This is a genomic window from Streptomyces sp. NPDC006207, assembly GCF_040613835.1.
GTDB lineage: Bacteria > Actinomycetota > Actinomycetes > Streptomycetales > Streptomycetaceae > Actinacidiphila.
This window is the reverse complement of record NZ_JBEXSX010000080.1, coordinates 23,707-37,246: the sequence shown is the minus strand read 5'-3', so window position 1 is coordinate 37,246 and position 13,540 is coordinate 23,707. Positions and strand designations below refer to the sequence as shown.

General features: G+C 73.9%; 14 protein-coding genes. 6 read left to right on the top strand and 8 right to left on the bottom strand.

Annotation, left to right across the window (positions count from 1 at the left end):
* Window positions 1-148: 148 nt before the first annotated feature.
* Together ABZ312_RS39720 and ABZ312_RS39715 are read right to left on the bottom strand one after the other, a co-directional pair.
* Window positions 149-700: a TetR-like C-terminal domain-containing protein gene (locus tag ABZ312_RS39720; protein WP_500358309.1), complete on the bottom strand. Its 552-nt coding sequence runs from the start codon at window positions 698-700 to the stop codon at window positions 149-151.
* 36 nt (window positions 701-736) lie between these two features.
* Window positions 737-1,159 carry a nuclear transport factor 2 family protein gene (locus ABZ312_RS39715; RefSeq protein WP_500324086.1) on the bottom strand — a complete coding sequence of 141 codons (423 nt, stop codon included), beginning with the start codon at window positions 1,157-1,159 and terminating at the stop codon, window positions 737-739.
* Between the two features lie 140 nt (window positions 1,160-1,299).
* On the opposite strand from ABZ312_RS39715, the gene ABZ312_RS39710 reads away from it, so the two are divergent.
* Window positions 1,300-1,869, top strand: a complete 570-nt coding sequence (locus ABZ312_RS39710; RefSeq protein ID WP_500324087.1) for a PadR family transcriptional regulator — start codon at window positions 1,300-1,302, stop codon at window positions 1,867-1,869.
* A gap of 19 nt (window positions 1,870-1,888) precedes the next feature.
* Here ABZ312_RS39710 and ABZ312_RS39705 read toward each other — a convergent pair whose 3' ends face one another.
* Together ABZ312_RS39705 and ABZ312_RS39700 are read right to left on the bottom strand one after the other, a co-directional pair.
* Window positions 1,889-2,824, bottom strand: coding sequence for a MerR family transcriptional regulator (locus ABZ312_RS39705; protein WP_500324088.1), 936 nt, complete (start codon window positions 2,822-2,824; stop codon window positions 1,889-1,891).
* A 64-nt stretch (window positions 2,825-2,888) separates the two neighbouring features.
* Complete coding sequence (locus ABZ312_RS39700; protein ID WP_500439828.1) at window positions 2,889-3,851, bottom strand: LysR family transcriptional regulator; 963 nt, start codon at window positions 3,849-3,851, stop codon at window positions 2,889-2,891.
* A 106-nt stretch (window positions 3,852-3,957) separates the two neighbouring features.
* Here ABZ312_RS39700 and ABZ312_RS39695 point away from each other — a divergent pair, with 106 nt between their 5' ends.
* Both ABZ312_RS39695 and ABZ312_RS39690 read left to right on the top strand, forming a co-directional pair.
* Window positions 3,958-4,653, top strand: coding sequence for a type 1 glutamine amidotransferase domain-containing protein (locus tag ABZ312_RS39695; RefSeq protein ID WP_500439827.1), 696 nt, complete (start codon window positions 3,958-3,960; stop codon window positions 4,651-4,653).
* A 41-nt stretch (window positions 4,654-4,694) separates the two neighbouring features.
* Window positions 4,695-5,207, top strand: coding sequence for an HD domain-containing protein (locus ABZ312_RS39690; protein ID WP_500360920.1), 513 nt, complete (start codon window positions 4,695-4,697; stop codon window positions 5,205-5,207).
* Here the strand turns inward: ABZ312_RS39690 and ABZ312_RS39685 are convergent.
* The 3 genes from ABZ312_RS39685 to ABZ312_RS39675 form a co-directional block, all read right to left on the bottom strand.
* On the bottom strand, window positions 5,167-7,362 hold the full coding sequence (locus ABZ312_RS39685; protein WP_500439826.1) for an FUSC family protein: 2,196 nt from the start codon (window positions 7,360-7,362) through the stop codon (window positions 5,167-5,169). The two genes, ABZ312_RS39690 and ABZ312_RS39685, sit on opposite strands and share 41 nt — an antisense overlap.
* 106 nt (window positions 7,363-7,468) lie before the next feature.
* Entirely contained in the window at window positions 7,469-8,752 is a 1,284-nt protein-coding gene (locus ABZ312_RS39680) for a PP2C family protein-serine/threonine phosphatase (protein WP_500361000.1), read from the bottom strand.
* 76 nt (window positions 8,753-8,828) lie between these two features.
* Window positions 8,829-9,485 (bottom strand): peptidoglycan-binding domain-containing protein, encoded by a 657-nt coding sequence (locus ABZ312_RS39675; protein WP_500324094.1) that lies wholly within the window; start codon window positions 9,483-9,485, stop codon window positions 8,829-8,831.
* 274 nt (window positions 9,486-9,759) lie between these two features.
* On the opposite strand from ABZ312_RS39675, the gene ABZ312_RS39670 reads away from it, so the two are divergent.
* From ABZ312_RS39670 to ABZ312_RS39660, 3 genes are all read left to right on the top strand, one after another.
* Complete coding sequence (locus ABZ312_RS39670; RefSeq protein WP_500439825.1) at window positions 9,760-10,731, top strand: aldo/keto reductase; 972 nt, start codon at window positions 9,760-9,762, stop codon at window positions 10,729-10,731.
* A 74-nt stretch (window positions 10,732-10,805) separates the two neighbouring features.
* Window positions 10,806-12,308, top strand: coding sequence for an MFS transporter (locus ABZ312_RS39665; RefSeq protein WP_500439824.1), 1,503 nt, complete (start codon window positions 10,806-10,808; stop codon window positions 12,306-12,308).
* Window positions 12,309-12,376: 68 nt separating this feature from the next.
* Window positions 12,377-12,955, top strand: a complete 579-nt coding sequence (locus ABZ312_RS39660; RefSeq protein ID WP_500439823.1) for a dihydrofolate reductase family protein — start codon at window positions 12,377-12,379, stop codon at window positions 12,953-12,955.
* A gap of 30 nt (window positions 12,956-12,985) precedes the next feature.
* Here ABZ312_RS39660 and ABZ312_RS39655 read toward each other — a convergent pair whose 3' ends face one another.
* The gene (locus ABZ312_RS39655; protein WP_500439822.1) at window positions 12,986-13,501 is read right to left on the bottom strand and encodes a mycothiol transferase; all 516 of its coding nucleotides are present in this window, start codon (window positions 13,499-13,501) and stop codon (window positions 12,986-12,988) included.
* Between the last annotated feature and the right edge of the window lie 39 nt (window positions 13,502-13,540).

Here is a 13,540-nt window from a genome sequence, read left to right as displayed (position 1 = left end):
ATCCACACCAGGCCAGAAGGCCCTCACCCATTTCAAGATCCCTCAACCGAGACCTGCATCACCCGTCCACAACCTCCCGGGACAGAACACCTAGGTCGCGCGGCCCTTCGGAGCCCTTCGGAGCCGTTCGGATCCCTTCGGCCCGGGTTCAGGCGCGCCCGAAGGAATCCGCCAGGGAGTCGATCCGGGCGGTCAGGAGCGTGGCGCCGCTGTGGCCCATGCCCTCGAGCTGGCCGGCCGTCTCCAGGCCGACGGCGCCGTGCAGGTGGGACCACGCGAGCACGGCGCCCGTCAGCGGCACACCGGGGGCCGCCGCGGCGCGCTCCCCGGTATGGGTGGTCACCCAGGCGGCGACGGCGTCGTCGCGGCGTGCCCAGCTGTCCGTCTCCTCGACGACGGGGAGGACGGCCGCGGTGGGGGAGGCCGTGGCGAAGACCTCCAGGAAGGGTCCCAGGGCCGCCCTGGCGCGCTCCACGGTGTCGGCCGGGGCGGTGCAGCCGGGGACGGGCGTGCCCTGGACCAGCAGGTAGCGGTGGGGCCTGCGGACCGCCCACGCGCGGTACGCCTCGGCCAGCGCGCACACCGAGCCGCAGGTCATGGACTCCTCGGCCTTCGAGCGGGCCTTCGGCACGGGGCCGGCACCGCTCGGCGAGGCGCTCGACGCCACCGTCGCCTGGTACCGCGGGCTGCTCGCGGGCACGTGGCGGCGCCGCCTTACCGGCGCCGGGCCCTCGCCCTACGGGGCCGGTACGAGCCCGTCGGCGACGAGGCCGGCCAGGACGGCCTCCCCGAGCGCGTGCACCGCGGACTGCGGGCGCACCATCACGGTGAACTCCTTGACCAGGCCCGCCTCGTCGACCTGCAGCAGGTCGATGCCGTGGATGCTCTTGCCGCCCACGGTGGCACGGAACACCAGCACCGTCGACGGTGCCTCGGTGCCGTCGGCGCTCGTCTCGACCGTGCCGTCGAGGGTCCCCACGTAGTGGAAGTCCTCGAAGGTGCGCAGCAGGACGCCGAAGAGCCCCAGCACCATGGGCTTGCCCTCGAACGGGGTGAACTTCACCGGGCTGTAGAGGCGGATGTCGTCGTGGAACAGTTCGTCCAGCGCGCTGAGATCGCGGCGCTCGACGGCGGACCGGAAGCGGTCGGCGGCTGTCATGGCTCCTCCTGGTCGTCCGGCTCCGGACGTCGACACTCAGAAAATTGATTACTCAGTTTCTTGAGTATCATGAGGAGCGGTCACACGGAAGAGCACGGCACGGCGGGACAGACGTGACGACGGACGGAAGGGGAGCCGGGATGGCCCTGCGGCACGCGGTCCTGGCCGCACTCCTGGACGGGGAACTCAGCGGCTACGAGCTGACGAAGGCGTTCGACATCGGGGTGGCGAACTTCTGGCACGCCCTGCCGCAGCAGCTCTACGCCGAACTGACCAGGCTCGAGAAGGAGGGGCTGATCGCGGGCCGTGAGGTCGTGCAGGACAGCCGGCCCAACAAGCGCCTCTTCCACGTCACCGAGGGCGGGGTCGCCGAGCTGGAACGGTTCGCGGCGGCGGTCGGCAAACCCTCCTTCATCCGCGACGACCTGCTCGTGGCGGTGCAGGCCGCGGACGTGGTCGACGCCGGGGAGCTGATCGCCCGGCTCGGCGAGCGGGCCGCCTTCGCCGACGCCAAGATCGAACTGTTCGAACGGCTCCTCGCGCGGATGCGCGGCGGCCGCACCGAGGAGGAGTTCCTCGGTCGCGGCCGCCGCGTCGGCCCCTACCTCACCTGCCTGCGGGGCCTGGCCTTCGAGGAGGGCAACCGGGACTGGTGCCGGCGGGCCGCCGAAGTCCTGCGGCAGCGGGCTCGCGTCGCCGAGGAACGCTGACGGCCCGCGACGCCCGGCCTCATCCCGTCCGCAGGGCGGCCGTCAGCCACGCCACCGCCGGGGCCAGCGCGGGCGGCGCCTCCTGCCCGCCCACCCGCGCCAGCAACTGCCAGTAGCGCTCGTAACGGGAGTCGTGGGAGATCTCCAGCCGCTCGGCCAGCCATCCCCGGAACTGCGGGCCGTCCGCCCGGCCGGACAACTCCGCGTACGCGCGGACGAGTTCCTCCACGACAGGACGGGCCGCCGGTGATGCCGGGCCGATGCCCGCCGCCACGGCGCCGCCCGCGCGCTCCCGCAGCAACTCGGCCGTCCGGCGGGCCGCCGCCGGGTCCGGCTGACCGCCCTTCGCGAGGGCGCGGCTCTGGTCGGCGACGGCGCGGCGGACGCCGGCCCTGAAGTCCTCGTCCTGGATCAGCTCGGCCAACTCCACCCAGGCGCTCACCTGCTCCGGCGAGGCCTCGTCGGGGAGTTCGGGCATCGCGGCGCGCATCATGGCCGGGAAACCGGGGTCGACGTCGATGCCGCTCACGACGTCGTCGACGAACTCGTCGACGAGGCGGCGGCGTTCACGGTCCGAGAGGGTGGCGAGTCGGTGCATCAGTTCCGTCTCCTGTGGTGAGGCCCCGCGCCCCGCGACCGTCCGCAGCACCGCCTGGCGGACCCGCAGGGTGCGGATCTGCACCTCCAGCGCCTCGGCGTGGGCAGCGGCGACCTCGGCGACGGTGACCTTCCTGTCCAGGATGGAGTGGACGGCCGCGAGGTCGATGCCGAGGTCGCGCAGCGTGCGCACGAGGGCCAGACGGTCCAGCGCGGCCCGGTCGTAGAGCCGGTAGCCGGCGGGTGTCCGATCGGTCGGCGGCACCACTCCGGTGTCCGACCAGTACCGGATGGTCTTCACGGTCAGACCGGTTAGCCGGGCCAGGTCACCGATGGTGTGGAGGGTGTCGTCGTCCATGTCCGCCATCCTGGGGTCTCCCGCCGCGGGAGACTCAAGCATGCGCCCCGGGCGGCGCCGCGCCTCACCAGGCGCGGGCCTCGCGCAGCAGCAGGTCGCGGACGAGGCCGAGGTGCGGGTGGTGGTCGGCGCCCGGGCGCTGGACGAGGTAGGCGGTGTTGATGGGCGGGTCGTCGGGGTCGAGCAGCGGGACCACGGTGCCGTCCGCCAGGGCCGCCGCGCACAGGTAGCGGGGGAGGACGGTGAAGCCCGCGCCCGCGGCGACGGTGGCGAGCACGCCGCGCAGGTCCGGGACGGTCACGGCGGCGTGGCCGGTGAGACGGAGGCCGAACACATGGCGCCAGTAGCGGCGCGCGATCGGCAGGTCCTCGGCGTACGAGACGAGCGGGACGCCGCTCAGCGCGCCGGGCCCGCCGGAGGCCACGTCCAGCCGGGCGGCCCGGGACGGGGCGGCCACCAGCACGAACTCCTCGTCCATCAGGGGCACGGCGCTGAGCAGGCGCCCGCGCGGGCGGTGCGTGGAGATCACCAGGTCGTGCTGCCCGGCCCGCAGCGACTCCAGCAGGACGTCGGTGAGCCCGGTGCCGATCCGCAGCCGTACGCCGCGCTCGACGAGCGGTGCGAGCGCGGGCAGCGCGCGCTCGCACAGCAGCTCCGCGGGGCCGCCGAGGCGGACCGGCTCGGCGGGCAGGTCCGCGTCGCCGTGCCCGCGGTCGGCGACGGCGGCCAGCGCGTCGAGCGGCTCGGCCACCCGTCCGGCGAGCTCGTCGGCGAAGGGCGTGGCGGCGACGCCACGTGGCAGCCGCTCGAAGAGCTCGCGGTCCAGTTGGCCTTCGAGCGTACGGATCTGGGTCGTCACCGTCGGCTGGGAGAGCCCCAGGAGCCGCGCGGCCGCGGTGAAGGAACCGGCGCGGTGCACCGCCAGGAAGGTGCGCAGCAGCGCGAGGTCCAGCGACCCCCCTCCAGGGCCCCCGCCCCCGTGCCCCGGGCGTATTCCCGGCGACCCATTGGAAACCGTATGGCTCATGATGGCGATCCTATTGGATGCCAATGGGAGGTCCGCCCTACCGTCGAGCCGTCCGGCCCGCTCCGACGCGGTCCGGTGGCAACCGAGCACACCAAGGAGACCTGACATGGCGAAGATCCTGTTCGTCCTGACCGGCGCCTCGTCCTGGACGCTGTCCGACGGCACCGAGCACCCCACCGGCTTCTGGGCCGAGGAGGCCGCGACCCCGTACCGGATCCTCACCGCCGCGGGCCACGAGGTCGTGGTGGCCACCCCGGGCGGCGTCGTGCCGGCCGTGGACCGGGGGAGCCTGGCCGCCGAGTTCAACGGCGGGGAGGAGGGTGCCCGGGCCCTCGCCGGGGAACTGGAGGCGATGACGGTGCTGCGGCGCCCGATCAAGCTGGAGGAGGCGGACCTCGACGACTACGCCGCCGTGTTCTACCCCGGCGGGCACGGGCCGATGGAGGACCTCGCCGTCGACCCGGTCTCCGGCCGCCTGCTGACCGCCGCGCTCGACTCGGGCAAGCCGCTCAGCGTCGTCTGCCACGGTCCCGCGGCCCTGCTCGCCGCCGAACGCGCTGACGGCGGCTGGCCGTTCGCGGGCTACCGGCTGACCGGCTTCACCAACGCCGAGGAGACCCAGGGAGGGCTCGCCGGCCGTGCCCCCTGGCTCCTGCAGGACCGTCTGGTCGCCCTCGGCGCGGACTTCCAGGAAGGCGAGCCGTGGACGCCCCACGTGGTGACCGACCGCAACCTGATTACCGGTCAGAACCCGGCCTCCTCCGGCCCGCTGGCCGAGCGCCTGCTCGCCACGCTGGCCTGAGGCTGGACCGGCCCGCCCGGCGCCCCCGAGGATGGGCTGCCATGAGGGTGAACAGCGTGGCCGACGCCGAGGCCCTGGCACGCCTGGCGCACGAGGGCCAGACCGACCGCATCGGCGTGCCCTACATCGAGCACGTCCGGGCGGTCGCGGCGGGCCTCGCCGCCTTCGGGCCGGACCTGCAGATGGCCGCACTCCTGCACGACGCCATCGAGGACACCCCCTGGACCGCCGGCCGGCTGCGCGCCGCCGGCGTCCCGGAGCGGGTCGTCGGCATCGTCGAGCAGGTCACCAACCAGCCGGGCGTGCCCTACGAGGACGAACTGCGCCGGATCGCCGCCAACCGGGACGCCGCCCTGGTGAAGATCGCCGACAACGCCCACAACAGCCACCCGGACCGGGCCGCGCGCCTCGACGAGGCGCAGCGGCTGCGGCTGGCCGCCAAGTACCGGGGGGCCCGGGCGATCCTGTGGCCGGCGGTGCCCCGCGAGGACGTGGCCACGATCCTCGCGGTCGTCAACCCGGCCTTGCTGCCGGATCTTCCGCCGGCCTGCTGATCGCGGTGACCACCCGCTGCAGGCTGGCCAGCCAGATCGCGGCGTCGACGGCGTAGTACAGCAGCGGGTCCGGTGCCCTGCCGCCCGAGGCGGCGCAGACGTCCGCGATGACCGTGCGGTCCGTCGGCACGCTCCGTCGCGGGGACTCGGCGGGCGCCGGACGCATCGTGCCCGAGCGCAGGTCGTACGTCAGCGGCACTGTGGTCAGCCGCAGATGGTGGGCCGCGTCGCGCAGGTGCGCGGCGCTGAGCGGCCACGCGGCCAGCGCGCCCGGCGGGCAGTGGTCGACGAGGGTCTGCCCCATGGTGAGGACCCGGTTCCCGGCCAGCATGATCGCCTGGAAGTCCGTCGGCAGCGCGGGTCCCGCACCGGGGGCGTCGCGTTCGGTGGCGAACTGCGCGTAGCTGGCCTCCGCGATCAGCTGGGCGAGCCGGGCCCTGGACAGCGCGTCGCCCACCGTCCCGGTCCCGGTGATGCACTCGGTGATCCGCGTGACCGCCAGGGTGCCCTGGTCCAGCAGCCGCGAACAGGCCCGCCCCAGCTCGCCCGTGCCGCCCCGCGGCCAGGCCAGCAGCCCGACGACGATGCCGGTCAGCGCACCCGTCACCACGTCCGCGATCCGGAACGCGGCGAGTTCAGGACCCGAGGGGGCGATCTGTGTGAAGGCCGAGGCCACCGCGACCGTGAAGAACGCCTGGCCCCAGCCGAGACCGAGCACCGGCCCCGCCGTGAACGCGAGGAAGAACACGGGCGCCATCATGACCGCGTACACCGGCGTGTGGTCGCCCACGAGCAACAGCAGCAGCGCGGCCACCCCGGCCCCCACCAGCGTGCCGCGCACCGCGGGGACCACGGTCGTACGGGTGCCGGCGGCGCTGGTGCGCATCACCGTCAGCGTGGTCAGGAGCGCCCAGAAGCCGTGCGACAGGTCGAGCCCGCCCGCGATCAGGCGCGCCGCGGCGAGGGCCAGTGCGATGCGCACGGCGTTCTGGAAGTAGACCGAGCGCGGCGTGAGATGGGCCCGCATCCGGTGCCCGTACAGGGCGACGGGCGACTGCCCCGCGTACCAGAACGGCCCCAGCCGCTCCTCGGGCCGTGTCGTGTCGGGCGGCACCGGCGAGCCGAGCGCGATCCGCACGGAGGTGACCAGGAAGGCCGCGGTGTACGCGATGTCGAGCGCGATCGCCCCGTCCCGCACCGTCGAGGCGGAGGTCCCCCCGGACACCGGCCGGCGGGCCCGGTGCTCCTCGAAGGCCGCCGCGGCGGCCGCGCACGGGGCGACCAGGGGCGCCGGGGCCTCGCCCTTCAGCGCCCGGGCGGCACTGTGGCAGGCGGTGGCCGAGGCCAGCAGCATCCGCGACCGGGCGGGGTCGGGGGCCGGTGTGCGCTCCGCCGCGTCCTCGGCCAACTGCCCGGTCTGCGCCAGCAGGTGCCGCAGGTACGCGGCCCCCTGGCACAGGGCCCGGTCGCGTGCCCCCGCAGACGCCGGGCGCTCGTCCTTCGGCACGTGGCTCATGCGCAGCTGCTGCGCCGTCCCCAGCAGGCTTTCCAGCCGCTCGGTCACCACCGGCGGCTCGAGCGCCAGTGACCGCAGGGCCTTCGCCGCGGTCTCGCACGCGTGGGCGAGCCGGTCCTGGTAGCGGCCCGGTGACGGATCCGGCCACACCCACACCTCGGCGGCGGCCATCAGCAGCACGCCGACCACCAGACCGCACAGGCGCAGGCCCAGCGACTCCGGCTGGTACGGGGGGAAGCACGGCAGGATGTAGAACAGCTGCAGCCCGTTGGCGAGCCCCACCAGCTTGGGCCCGCCCACCCCCGCGTACGACACCGCGAACCCGACCCCGAGCATCCCCAGCGCCGCCGTCCAGTCGCTGACGGCCAGTGCCGTGCCCAGGGCGATGAGCAGCGCGGCCACCGGCAGCGCGGCCACCAGCGTGCGGGCGCGCTCGACCGGCGTACCGGGCACGTAGGACAGGCCACCGGAGGCCACGGCGCCGAAGAGGGCGTAGATCGCGACGACCGGCTGGCCGAAGCCGTAGCGCGCGACGTAGAAGCTCAGGCACGCCACGAGGGCCACCCGCACCGAACGGCGCACCGCGCGGAGGCCCGAATCACGGGCCCGCAGCCACTCCCGCGCACCGCGACCGGGCACCCGCGGCCTCCTCGTTCCTCAGGTCCACGACACGCCGGACCCCTTCAGATCACGGTAGGCGGGGCAGGACCGCCCGGCCACCGCGCGGTCCTGCCCCGCCCGCGCCTCACAGGCGCACGGTGACCAGCGCGATGTCGTCGGCCGCGCCTCCGGTGACGCCGAGCCGGGCCAGCAGGGCGTCCGCGAGCCGCTCGGCGCCGAGCCCGGGGGTATCGGCGAGCGCGGAGGTCAGCCGGGCCAGGCCCGTGTAGATGTCCTCCCTGCGGCGCTCGATCAGGCCGTCGGTGTAGAGCACCAGCGTGTCCCCCGGGCGGTACGTCAAGGCCGCCTGCGGCCGGGCGACGTGGGCGGGGCGGGCACCCAGGGGCGGGTCGGTGGCCTGGTCCAGCAGTTCGCAGGTGCCGTCGCCGTGGAGCAGCACGGGCGGCGGATGCCCGGCGCTGCTGTAGCTGATCGTGCGCCGCTCCTTGTCGATCAGCGCGCTGACGGCGGTGGTGGCCACGGCACCTTCGACGCAGCGGGCGTAGAGGCCGACGACCTCCAGGGCCTTGGCAGGACCGTCGACGGTGCGCATGGCCGCGCTCAGCGCGCTGCGCAGCATCCCCATGACGCTGGCGGCCTCCAGGCCGTGGCCCACGACGTCGCCGACCGCCACCGCGTAGCGGTTCGGCGAGAGGTTGACCACGTCGTACCAGTCGCCGCACACGTTGAGCGAGCCCGCGGCCGGCAGGTAGCGCACCGCGATATCCTCGTGCTGGTGCAGGTCCGGCGAGTGGAGCATGGCCTCCTGCAACGTGAGGGCGACCTGCCGTTCGCGGGCGTGGGCCTCGCGCAGCTGGTCGTTGAGGCGCTGCAGCTCCCGGGCCCGCGCGTACAGCTCGGCCTCCATCGCCTGCTCCCGCTCGCTCAGCTCCGAGCCCTGCAGCCCGTGCCGGTGGCGGCGGGCCTGGACGAACGAGGTCACGTCCTCCACCCGGTGGATGATCCATGCGACGGTGCCGTCCGGCCCGAGGACAGGGGTGTTGATCGGGCTCCACCAGCGCTCCTCGAACCTCCCGGGATCGTCCATCACCGGGATGTCGTACTTCTGCAGCGCCATCGTGTCGGGCTCGCGGCAGGTCAGGGCCCGCTGCAGGGAGGCGCTGAGGTTGCGCACCCCGTCGGCCAGCGGGTCGTCCGGGTTGTCGGGGAACGCGTCGAAGATGTACTGGCCGATCAGGTCGTCCCGGGTGCGTTTGGTCGCCGCCAGGTACGCCTGGTTGACGCCCACGATCACCAGCGCCGCGTCCAGTACCAGGTACGGGCTCGGGGTCGCCGCGAACAGCGCCGCGTAGTCGATCTGCGGTGTCGCCACGGCGTGCTCGTCGTCCCCCGTGTCCGGCAGGGCCACGCAACCAATCTATAAGGCGTTCGGCCGCCTCACCTGTCGCGAAGGCGCCGCCAGGCGGGCCCGCCCGGCGGCGCCTTCAGCCCGAGGCGAGCGACGTACGGGACTCCAGGTCGCGGCGCGTGGCGTCGCCGTACTCACCGCTCTCGTCGCCGCGGACGCCGTACCAGACCTGGAAACGGGCGACGGCCGCGGCGAGGCGCCCGTCGAAGCGGCCGTCGACGGCACCGTCCGCGTAGACGTCCGGGATCCGCAGCAGCCGGGCCTGGAGCTCGCTGACGGCCGGTCCGGTGTCGCCCTGCCGGAGCACCCCGCCGATCGCGCCCGCACCGGGCGAGCCGGGTGCGGCGGGGGAGGCGGGGGCGGCGCCCTGCGGGGTACCGGGGTGGAGGACGCCGGGGGAGAACAGGGCGAGGGCGAGGGCGAGCGCGAATCCGGCGGCGCCGCCGGTGCCGGTGAGCAGCGCGACGCGCAGCGCGCGCCGGGTGGCGGGGGAGCGCCGGGGCGGTGCCGTCCTGGTCCCGGCCCGGGGATCCGCGGCCCGGGGGTCCGCGGCCTGAGGCGCGGCCCGTCGCGGAGGCGGTCCGGTGCGGGGCAGCGCCTGGGTGTCAGGGCCGCCCTCCCGGGGCGGGGCGGCACCGCCGGCGGGGCGGAAGAGGCCGAGGGACTCCTCCCACGGCTCGTCCGGCCCTCCGGGCGTCTCCCGCGCGGTGATGATGCGCGTCGGCTCGATCATGCGGCGCCGCGGCGGTCCTCCGCCGGACGGGTTCGGCACAGCGGTCCCCCTGTTCTCCCCCCCGTCATTCGTACTGGGCCGGCCACGCTAGGACCCGCGGGTGGGCCGAAGGCCCGGAATCGCCGAACGCGCCGCGCCCCGGGCTCCGTTGGGGTATGCGCGGTCACCGCCGACGGCGCCGCGAAGGAACCCTGACGACCTTGTGCCGGCCGGTCGCCTATCGTCGTGGCTGCGGAGACCGCTCCGCGGGTGACGGCACGAGTGGAGGACGACTGTGCGCTACCGGGACCTGGGACGCAGCGGGCTGCGGGTGTCGGAGATCGGCTACGGAGCCTGGGGGATCGGCGAGTCCGCGTGGGTGGGCGCGACCGAGGACGAGTCGCTGCGCGCCCTGAACCGGGCCGTCGACCTCGGGGTGAACCTCATCGACACCGCCCGCGGCTACGGCGAGAGCGAGCGCATCGTCGGACGGGTCGTCCGCGACCGCGCCCGGGCCGGTGACGAGATCCTCGTGGCCACCAAGGTGCCGCCGAAGAACCGCCTGTGGCCCGCCCCCGACGGCGTGGACCCGGCGGAGGCGTTCCCCGGCGACCACATCCGCGAGAGCCTCGAGACCAGCCTGCGGGCCGCCGGGCTCGACCACTTCGACGTGCTCCAGTTCCACGTCTGGAGCGACGAGTGGGTCGGCCGCGGGGACTGGGCGGAGACCGTCGCCGACCTGAAGAAGGAGGGCAAGATCCGGCTCTTCGGGGTGTCGGTCAACGACCACGAGCCGGACAACGCCCTCGCCCTGGTCCGCAGCGGGCTCGTGGACACGGTGCAGGTGATCTACAACGTCTTCGACCAGGCACCGGCGGACGCGCTGCTCCCCGCCTGCCAGGAGCAGGGCGTCGGCGTCATCGTCCGGGTGGCCCTCGACGAGGGCGGCCTGACCGGCCGGATCACCGCCGGAACCACCTTCCCCGAAGGGGACTTCCGCAACCGCTACTTCCGTGACGACCGCCCCGCGCAGGTGGAGCGCCGCGTGGACGCCATTGTCGCCGACCTCGGCATCGACCCCGACGACATCGCGGAGACCGCCCTGCGGTTCGTGCTGAGCGCCCCCGCGGTCTCCACCGTCATCCCCGGCATGCGGTCGGTGCGCAACGTCGAGCGGAACACCGCGTTGAGCGACGGCCGGCCCCTGACGCCGGAACAACTCGCGGTCCTGGCCCGGCACCGCTGGGAGCGCAACTTCTACGGCTGACCGCCCGCAGCATGAACGCCCCCGGCGGGGGAAGGCGCGCTTCCGGACAGAACGGCTCGTTCACGGAGGTGACCATGTCAGCGTCGACGGCTCATGCCGACCCGCCGGGAGCGTTGCGGACCGATGTGCCGGCCCGGCTGGACCGGTTGCCGTGGACCCGCTGGCACTGGCGCATCGTCATCGGCCTGGGCACCGTGTGGATCCTCGACGGCCTCGAGGTCACCATCGTCGGCAACATGGCGGGCCGGCTGGCCGAGCAGGGCAGCGGCATCGACATCAGCACCGCCCAGGTCACCACGCTGGCGGCCGCGGTGTACGTCGCGGGGGCCTGCCTGGGCGCGCTGTTCTTCGGCAGGCTGACCGACCGGCTCGGCCGCAAGAAGCTGTTCATGGTGACCCTGGCCGTCTACCTCGCGGCCACGGCGGTCACCGCGGTGTCGTGGACCGCCTGGTTCTTCATCCTGTGCCGCTTCTTCACCGGCTTCGGCATCGGCGGCGAGTACGCCGCCATCAACTCGGCGATCGACGAGCTGATCCCCGCCCGGGTGCGCGGCCGGATCGACCTGATCATCAACGGCAGCTTCTGGATCGGCGCCGCCGTGGGCGCGTTCGCGTCCATCGCCCTGCTGGACACCTCGCTGTTCGCCGGTGACGTCGGCTGGCGGCTCGCCTTCGGCATCGGCGTCGTCCTGGGCCTGGTCATCCTGCTGGTGCGTCGTCACGTGCCGGAGAGCCCGCGCTGGTTGTTCACCCACGGACGGGCGGAGGAGGCCGAGCGCCTGGTCGCCGACGTCGAGCGCACGGTGGCCGAGGAGAGCGGCAAGCCCCTGCCGGAGCCGGGCGAGAGCATCCTCATCCGCCCCCGCGGCGAACTGGGTTTCCTCACCATCGCCCGCACCGTCACCCGCGAGTACCCGCGCCGCACGCTGCTCGGTCTCGCGCTCTTCTCCGGCCAGGCCTTCCTCTACAACGCTGTCACCTTCGGCTACGCGGTCATCCTCACCACCTTCTTCGACGTGCCGAACGGTGACACCGGCTACTACTTCGCCGTCATCGCGGTCGGCAACTTCCTCGGCCCGCTGCTGCTCGGTCACCTCTTCGACTCCGTGGGCCGCAAGCCGATGATCACCGGCAGCTACGTCGGCTCCGGCCTGCTCCTGTTCGGCACCGCCTGGCTGTTCCAGCTGGGCGCACTCAGCGCGGTCACCATGACGGCCTGCTGGACCGCGGTGCTGTTCCTCGCCTCCGCGGGAGCGAGCGCGGCCTACCTGACGGTCAGCGAGATCTTCCCGCTGGAGACCCGTGCGCTGTGCATCGCCTTCTTCTACGCCGTCGGCACCGCCCTCGGCGGCATCACCGGCCCCCTGCTCTTCAACGGCCTGGTCGGCAGCGGCGAGCCCGGCGACACCACCCTCGCCTTCTGCCTCGGCGCCGCCCTGATGACCCTCGCGGGCCTGGTCGAGGCGGCCATCGGGGTACGCGCCGAGCGGCGCAGCCTGGAGTCCCTGGCTGCCCCGCTCAGTGCCGTCGGGGAACCGGCGGGGACCACCTCCGGCGCCTCCGGAGCGCGCCCGTGAAGGGCGTCCCCGGCGACCCCGGGGGCGTATCGTCCGGTGGGTCGTAGGCAACCCAGGGGAGGACCCCCGTGCGAAAGATCATCCTGCAGATGGCGGTGTCCCTCGACGGCTACTTCGAGGGGCCCGACCGTGAGATCGACTGGCACCGCGTGGACGAGGAACTGCACCTCCACATGAACGAGCGGCTGAAGACGATGGGCGCCTTCCTGAGCGGCCGCGTCACCCACGAGCTCATGGCCGCCTACTGGCCCACGGCCGACGCCGACCCGCAGAGCAGCCCCGCCGAGGTGGAGTTCGCCGGGATCTGGCGCGACATGCCGAAGTTCGTATACTCGCGGACGCTGGAGCGGGCCGAGTGGAACACCACGATCGTGCGCGACGTCGTCGCCGAGGAGGTCCTGGAGCTCAAGGCGCGGCCGGGCGGCGACCTGGTGCTGGGCGGTGCCGACCTCGCCGCCTCGTTCCTGCGGCTGGGACTGGTCGACGAGTACCGGATCTACGTCCACCCGGTCGTGCTGGGCCGGGGCAGGCCGGTCTTCCCCGACGCCGGCACGCTCACCGCCCTCCGGCTCGCCGGGACCCAGACCTTCGGCAACGGGGTCGTGCTGCTGCAGTACGACCGGGCCGACGCCGGACCGGGCGTCTGACCGGGCGTCTGAGCGGGCGCCTGACCGCCGCTAGAGCGCGCCGCGTTCCACGCAGCCGCGCAGGAACGCGGCCTGCCCGGCGTGCTGCAGGTCGTCCGACACCACGCTGACCAGCCGTACCGCCAGCGTCACCGGCGGATCCCAGCTGGTGTCGACGACGCGTGGGAAGTCCGTCTCGCGGAGCGTCCGCAGGTAGCCCAGGGTGTGCTCGTACACCGCGTCGTGGTAGCCGGTCAGCAGCTCGCCCGACGCGACGCGCAGCGCGGCGACGTCCTTGGGGCGGTGGCCGTACCCGGTGTCGTACGGCGCGAAGGGCAGGCCGAAGCGGTCGGCCCAGCCGCCGTCGGTCCACAGCTGTCCGGTGCCCGCGACGCCGGCCACATGGTCGTCCTGAATGCGCGTCAGGTGCCAGATCAGCCAGGCGATCGAGTTCGCCCCCTCGTCGGGCCGCGCGTGCAGGCCGTCCAGGGGCATGCCGTCGACGGCCTCGTGCACGGCCTCCTGGATCCTGCCGAAGGCGTCGGCGAGCAGATCTGCGCTCTTCATGCGTGCTCCCTCGGTTCCTGTGCCGGGCGGTCCCCGCTG

Excerpts from the sequence above, each read along its gene's own strand:
- ABZ312_RS39715 (WP_500324086.1), bottom strand. The coding sequence starts at position 1,159 with ATGACAGCCGCCGACCGCTTCCGGTCCGCCGTCGAGCGCCGCGATCTC.
- ABZ312_RS39675 (WP_500324094.1), bottom strand. The coding sequence starts at position 9,485 with ATGATCGAGCCGACGCGCATCATCACCGCGCGGGAGACGCCCGGAGGG.
- ABZ312_RS39665 (WP_500439824.1), top strand. The coding sequence starts at position 10,806 with ATGTCAGCGTCGACGGCTCATGCCGACCCGCCGGGAGCGTTGCGGACC.
- ABZ312_RS39700 (WP_500439828.1), bottom strand. The coding sequence starts at position 3,851 with ATGAGCCATACGGTTTCCAATGGGTCGCCGGGAATACGCCCGGGGCAC.
- ABZ312_RS39705 (WP_500324088.1), bottom strand. The coding sequence starts at position 2,824 with ATGGACGACGACACCCTCCACACCATCGGTGACCTGGCCCGGCTAACC.
- ABZ312_RS39690 (WP_500360920.1), top strand. The coding sequence starts at position 4,695 with ATGAGGGTGAACAGCGTGGCCGACGCCGAGGCCCTGGCACGCCTGGCG.
- ABZ312_RS39695 (WP_500439827.1), top strand. The coding sequence starts at position 3,958 with ATGGCGAAGATCCTGTTCGTCCTGACCGGCGCCTCGTCCTGGACGCTG.
- ABZ312_RS39655 (WP_500439822.1), bottom strand. The coding sequence starts at position 13,501 with ATGAAGAGCGCAGATCTGCTCGCCGACGCCTTCGGCAGGATCCAGGAG.
- ABZ312_RS39710 (WP_500324087.1), top strand. The coding sequence starts at position 1,300 with ATGGCCCTGCGGCACGCGGTCCTGGCCGCACTCCTGGACGGGGAACTC.